Annotated in this window: 3 protein-coding genes and 5 pseudogenes; 1 reads left to right on the top strand and 7 read right to left on the bottom strand. The window is 58.6% G+C overall.

What is annotated here, in order from left to right; genetic code table 11:
- Window positions 1–413: 413 nt before the first annotated feature.
- From NKI95_RS33885 to NKI95_RS33870, 5 genes and pseudogenes are all read right to left on the bottom strand, one after another.
- Window positions 414–713: pseudogene (locus tag NKI95_RS33885) on the bottom strand (transposase); the annotation flags it as partial.
- Window positions 714–1,216: 503 nt separating this feature from the next.
- Window positions 1,217–1,539: pseudogene (locus NKI95_RS33880) on the bottom strand (helix-turn-helix domain-containing protein); the annotation flags it as partial.
- A 122-nt stretch (window positions 1,540–1,661) separates the two neighbouring features.
- Complete coding sequence (locus tag NKI95_RS34615; protein WP_502909293.1) at window positions 1,662–1,841, bottom strand: hypothetical protein; 180 nt, start codon at window positions 1,839–1,841, stop codon at window positions 1,662–1,664.
- Between the two features lie 60 nt (window positions 1,842–1,901).
- Window positions 1,902–3,005, bottom strand: coding sequence for an integrase catalytic domain-containing protein (locus NKI95_RS33875; RefSeq protein WP_352722189.1), 1,104 nt, complete (start codon window positions 3,003–3,005; stop codon window positions 1,902–1,904).
- 478 nt (window positions 3,006–3,483) lie between these two features.
- Window positions 3,484–3,669: pseudogene (locus NKI95_RS33870) on the bottom strand (transposase); the annotation flags it as partial.
- Window positions 3,670–3,798: 129 nt separating this feature from the next.
- Here NKI95_RS33870 and NKI95_RS33865 point away from each other — a divergent pair.
- Window positions 3,799–4,279, top strand: a pseudogene (locus tag NKI95_RS33865) (IS5 family transposase); the annotation flags it as partial.
- Between the two features lie 232 nt (window positions 4,280–4,511).
- Here NKI95_RS33865 and NKI95_RS34610 read toward each other — a convergent pair.
- Window positions 4,512–5,564 (bottom strand): KamA family radical SAM protein, encoded by a 1,053-nt coding sequence (locus NKI95_RS34610; RefSeq protein WP_502909292.1) that lies wholly within the window; start codon window positions 5,562–5,564, stop codon window positions 4,512–4,514.
- 81 nt (window positions 5,565–5,645) lie between these two features.
- Window positions 5,646–6,097, bottom strand: a pseudogene (locus tag NKI95_RS33860) (ATP-grasp domain-containing protein); the annotation flags it as partial.

Raw genomic sequence — 6,097 nt, 5'->3', positions numbered from 1 at the left:
TCTTGCGATCCCCAAGGCCAATCAGCCCAGCAATATAGGCCGGACACATCCGCGCACGCGTCTTGTGCCTCAACGCCGAGACGAACGGCTCAAGCCACCGCTCCAGATCGAGTTGCCAATCCCTGTTCATGGCCGGCCCCTCCAACAGCCGACCTCTCATGAATCACGCAAAACCGCTCTTGGGAATCCTCGAAACGCTCCCGGAACTAAAAATCTGCCAAAGTAGTGCTAATACGCCGCACGATGGGGTCAGTAGAGCGAGGCATCCCAATCTGTTGAACGACCTTGGCAGAGTTCGGCCAGGATCGTGCCTGCTAACGAGATCACCTTGCCCGTCGTCCCCACGGGAACGATCCGGATCACGCCCTTTCGGGCGGAATCAATTCCTCCTTCGTTGGTCCGTTATCCCCATTTCATGCCGATACGCGGCCCGGTGCCTTGCCGAAGCGGAATTCTGTTGCATCACTCCACATGCGATGCGGATGACAGCGAGCTTGCGGGCAAAAGCAACTCGGGCTCGAGCCATACCGCGCAGTTTGGCGACGCCCCGCGCTCTGAGCGCTCGACCATTTCTTGCTTAGCACGAGCAGCGAATGAGCCGCCTCATAGAGGGCCGTGCGGGCGAGTTCGTCACCGCATCGGCTCACCTTGCCCTGAATGTCCGTTTCGCCAGATTGGTAACGTGCCGGGGTCAGACCCAGATGCGCAGACATCCCTCGAGCGACTGACAAAGCAGCCCGCCAGGAGCAAGTCTGCCGGCGACTCATGAGCGTTCCAGGTGTGGAGCCTTGCCGTCGCTGGCCCGAAGCCTGACGTTGCTGGGCGCGTGGCTGCGTAGCCTGCTCGTCAGACGGCATGGTCGTGGCGCTGGCCAACAAACTCGCCCGCATCGCATGGGTAATATTGCGTCGCGAGGCACCCTTCGAGGCCGACCAAGCCATGGCAGCCGCCTGAAATAATTAGGTCAGCGGCGACACATGGACGCCCCCGACCGAGATGTCTGCGGGAGGACTTTGAAAGATGGCCTGACGGTCGAACCGACGTTCTGGAAGCCTGGTTCAAAAGATGGCGCTTCGACGCCGTGACTTTAATGAGGCCGGCAGCGTCCGAATCTCCATCTTGCCGACGGCAATCAGCCGACACGCCGTATACGTTGATGGAGACCAGCCGCCATCGGAAATAAACCTCTTGCCGACGGGCGGGGCATACGTTTTTTGAATGTCCAGCCGTGGCCGCGAAGCCAGGCGCTTAAGGCGCCGCACCGACTGCTCGGCGACGAGCCGCTCCACCATCTCGTTCGGCGTGATGTCCTTGCGCTCCTCGATCAGCCCGACGATGAACGCTTCATGCGCATCGAGGCTGGAGGCGCGGCGGCGGCCCTGCGGGCGTGGCCAGTTCGCCGATCTTTGCCCGCGCAATCCAGCGGATCGCGCTGGACACTCCCACGCCGAACCGGGCCGCCGCTTGCCGCGCCGACATGCCTTCGTCCCAAGCCGTCAGGACCCTTGACCTATGATCACCGCTCAGTGCTCTTCCCATAATCCACCTCCATCGAGGTGGATGTGGAATCACCCCCGGACGCCGTCGTCACATCAAATCGATTCATCGATCACGGGACGTGCTCTAAGTCGGCCGAATTGAGAAACTGCCCCCCTGTTGCCTCACCGAAGAATGTTACCTAACGATGTGGCGGGTTGAAGAAGCGGGGAGATTGCCATCCAGTCGCCATTGATGATTTCAACGACTGTCTCTTTACGCCAGGCTTTCACCACTATTTGCACCGTCCGCAGGCTTTTGTTCGTGAACCGTGTTTGATCGACGTTCATCAACCGCTGCAGCACGAGGGCTGCCGAGAGCGTCGGCTCGGCCTCCAACCATGCCCGAATCTGAGCCTCATAGGCTCAAGCATGCTCGGTCTCTTCGGATAAGGCTTTGTCCGCCGATAAGGCCTTATGGGTGGGTCGCACCTCACCGCCCTGCCAAGCCGTCTTCAGATTTGCGGTGAAGCGCTGCAGATCGATGACGACCGGTTCCTGTGGCGTTGCTTGCACTCCACGACGATCAACGCGTCTTCCCAAATCTTCTTGTGCCGCACGGATGCAGGTGAACAGCATCACCGGGTCCGCCGTTGCGAGCATCGCACGCAACAGCTCCTTGTCGACCTCCGCCACCTCGGGATGGGCCAATACACGCTCGACCGGCGGCGCTGGCGGATGATAGCGCTTGATCACACGCGCGCCGATACGGGTCTTCTCTCGCAGCTTGAACGAGGGCTGGAAGAGATTGCCGTGCAGCCGCACTGCGTCATAGGGACGAACAAGCGCCGCCGTGGCTTCCGCACCCACGAACCTGCCATAGCCGACCAGGCGACGGACGATGGCACCGTTCTTCTGCTCGACCCATGCCTGATCATTCTTCCGATAAGCACGGGAACGCGTCACTTCCAATCCTTCACTTCTGCACCAGGAGACCACGAGTTCATTCATGAAGGCGCTGTCATTGTCAAAGTCCACGCCTTGCAGCGGAAAGGGGAACAACGACCTGGCCCGCTTGATGGCAGCGATGACAAGACCACTTTCTCGCGTCCGCACCGGCACGCACTCGGTCCAGCCTGTGGCAATATCAGTCAAGACCATCGTTTGCACAAAGCTGCCGGACGAAGAGGTGCCGGAATGGGCAACGAAGTCGACCTCGAAATATCCGGGCGGCGGATCGTTCCAGTCGCCGAAGGTGCGCACCGGGACCGACCGACGCACCGCAGAACTCAGTCCGGCGCGACGGCGCTGCCCGCCGCGAGCTACAGCACGCACTTCCGAAAGCAGGCGATCCATCGTCGCTGCGATGATCGTCAGCAGCTTGTCGCGAAGTTCGCCATCCAGACCGAGCCGGCCATGCCGCTCAAGAGCCGCCAGCAAAATGGGAATTAGCCGTTTCAGCCGTTTCGAGCAAAGGCGATCGGACGCCTCCCACAATGCCACCAGCGCCTCCCGAACTTCGGTCGCCATAAAGCACCGGATATTGTCTGGTGGGCGAGGGACCGGCAGCGCGAGGTCGCAACACCCGGATCGCATGTTTGCGATGATAGCCGGTAACTGCGACGAACTCGTCCAAAATCCGTTGTTTGTCGGCCCGGCAGCTCGATGGATAGCGCTCGACAATCGCTTCACCCAATTCCAACCGTGTCGCCATGCTAACCCGCCCCGCCATCCAGCCTCCGAATCAGGATGACCAACAACGGCTTCATTCCCTCGGGACGGCGACACTATTGGTAACAATCAACGTGAGGTAATGCGGGGTCAAATCCTAACTTCGCTTGACAGCCTGTGAGATTCAGATTGATCGGGATTAAGGGGGGCGCCTCGCGACGCCGCCAGTTGTGTGCGTCAAGTTCTGCAAAAGATGGCGTGGCATTCAGCGGTGACGTTGGCGTGTCCGCCGCGCAGCCCCCGTGTTTAGCGGAGCGGCGGACATGGCGGCCGCGTCTCAGGCGGCCAATGCCCTCAGGCTCTCCTTCTTGTGCTCGCGCAAATGATCCATATTGAGGTAGCGGGTCGCCTCGAGCCAGTTCTCGTGGATCTCCACCGCCAGTGCCCGAACCAGCCGCAGACAGCTCTGCTGACTGGGGAAGATGCGGACGACCAGGGTACGCCGCTTGATCTCCTGGTTCAAGGAGAGAGGGAGCCAATGAGACGTGTAATTGGAATGGATGGCGTTCGAGGTGAACTCTGTGCCGTGGTGGGGAACGATCATGTCCGGCTTGCCGCGCCGGGCGATCAGGTCAGTCAGTTCCCGAGCAACGCGCGGGTCGATGCAACCATCGTCAAGGTCCACCGCCACGGCCAGGGCGCAAAAGGGGACTCAAAGCCAGGCCATAGGCCGCTCCAAGGGCGATATGACCACCAAGATTCTCGCACTCACCGATGCACTCGGCAATCTCGTGCGCTTCGTTCTCCTGCCCGGCCATCGTTTTGATACGGTAGGCGTTGCGCCACTCATCGACGGCCTCTCCTTCGGCGGGCTGATTGCCGACAAGGCTTTTGACAGCAACACCATCATCGCCGATCTGAACGAGCGCGGCGCCAAGATCGTCATCTCGCAACATCAGAGGCGCGCCTTGCCGCTGCCTCTCGACCTTGAACTCTACAAATGGCGTCATCTGATCGAAAACTTCTTCTGCAAACTCAAGGAGTTCAAGCGCATTGCCATGCGAGCCGACAAAACCGACCAGAGCTTCAACGCCATCATCCATCTTGCCGCCGCTGTCATAAACTCACGATGAATCTCAACAGGCCTTAGAATAGCCGGCGCAACGTAGCCGGCGAACTCCGGTTGGCGAAACATTTCGTGATGCGGGAACGGCTCGCCGGCCGGCGCTACGCGCACATATTTGCGACCGTTATTTTTTTAGGTGCTGCAATCGCGCGGTCGGGCAGCCTTCTTTCTCGACGTTGACCGAGGATACTATCACTCTCTCAGGGCTGAGAACGCCGTATTCTGCGTACCTTTCGATCTTATCCTTCGGGCAAATCGTCTAACCAGCAGGCGCCCTCGAGGTGCGGCCGGGAAAAAATCTTGCCGATCTTTTCGGGAGTCTTGTTTTGATGATATCGCATGTACACCCGGCCATCGGCTCCCAGGTCGAGGATCTCGATCTTTCCTGTGTAATGTGACATGGCGTATTTGAATGTTTTTTGGATGCCGCTGAGGCGTTGGTTGATACCGCGCGCAATCTCTATTCCGCGGCGGAGTGAAACCTGAAAATGCGATGCGCCTCTCACCGGCCTGGCCTGAAAGAGATAATAAGGGCGGATACCTACTTGGTGACACTTGGCAAAGGTGGCAGCCAAGATCTCGGGATCATCATTAACTTTCGCCAGAAGCACGGTTTGGTTCAGGAACTGCACACCCTGTGCGCGCAAGGAGCGAACGTTGCGCTCCGCATCTGCGGAGATTTCACCGATGTGGTCGAAGTGTGTGACGATCACTGCGGCCTTGCCAGCTTCATGGATCCGTTGGAACAAAGCCCGTAGAGCGGGATCCTCGAACCGCTTGGGCTGATAGGCGAGTGTTTTCGTGCCGAATCGAATCGAATCAAGACGTGAAATTGGCAGCAGGTGGTCAAGAATTTTGTTGAGCTTTGCTGTGCTGAGCACGAACGGGTCGCCCCCCGATAACAGAACATTCGTTATCTCGGAGTGGTCGTAAATATATTGCGCGATTCCGACGAAATCCGCTGCTACTTCATCGGAATCCTTGCCGATCATGCGTTTGCGAAGGCAATAACGACAATATGAAGCGCAGCGGTCCGTTACTAGCAACAATCCGGTTTGGGCGTACTTGTGCTGAAATCCGGGTACGACCGTGTTGTCTTGCTCGCCGCTCGTATCCAGGTTGCCGGGACTCTTGAACTCCTCGAATGAGGGCTCCACAATGTACTTCAGCCGTTCATAGTAACCGCTGTTGATGATCTGCTCACGATAGAATTTTGTGACGTGATAACGCATGATACTGTTGGCTTGCAGTTCATCATCGGTAACGATGCGTGTCCCCTCGATAAAATCTATCACCGCAGTGTGGGGCCGCGGGTCCGAGTTGGTGGGTGGGGCGGGCACGTGAGTGACTGCCGATTGTTCCTGTTCGCCCCGGAATTGTGTGATAGACCAATTGATAGAGTCAGCGGCACGCTGAAGTATTGCCTGCATCGCAGTACCGTGGGGTGAAACGGCGATGATATATCCGATCCAGTCGCGGTAATCGCCTTTCCGGACGATCGGCATCTTGGGTTCAACATACAATTTGACCTCGGCGACACCTGGCACAGCAGCCGCGCGACTGTCGCCATGGATCCAGTCAAGAATGCCATCGCGATCAGGAACCAGGATCCGCGCGGCCGCAGTCTGCGAATGCCTTGTGCGCAAGTCCCATTCCTCGCCGATGACGAGCTTGATGTGTTCGGTGACGAGATCGATGCCGTAAGCCAGCTGAACCAGCTGAGGATTAGGCGCGCCATCCAGGCGCGGATTGACTTCAATTACGACTGGACCCCGGTTCGTCCACCGGAACTCTATGTTCGTTGGGCCCCAGCTCAGGCCGAGAG

The organism is Mesorhizobium sp. M0306, from assembly GCF_040321655.1.
GTDB lineage: Bacteria > Pseudomonadota > Alphaproteobacteria > Rhizobiales > Rhizobiaceae > Mesorhizobium.
This window is presented reverse-complemented; position numbering and strand designations above follow the sequence as displayed.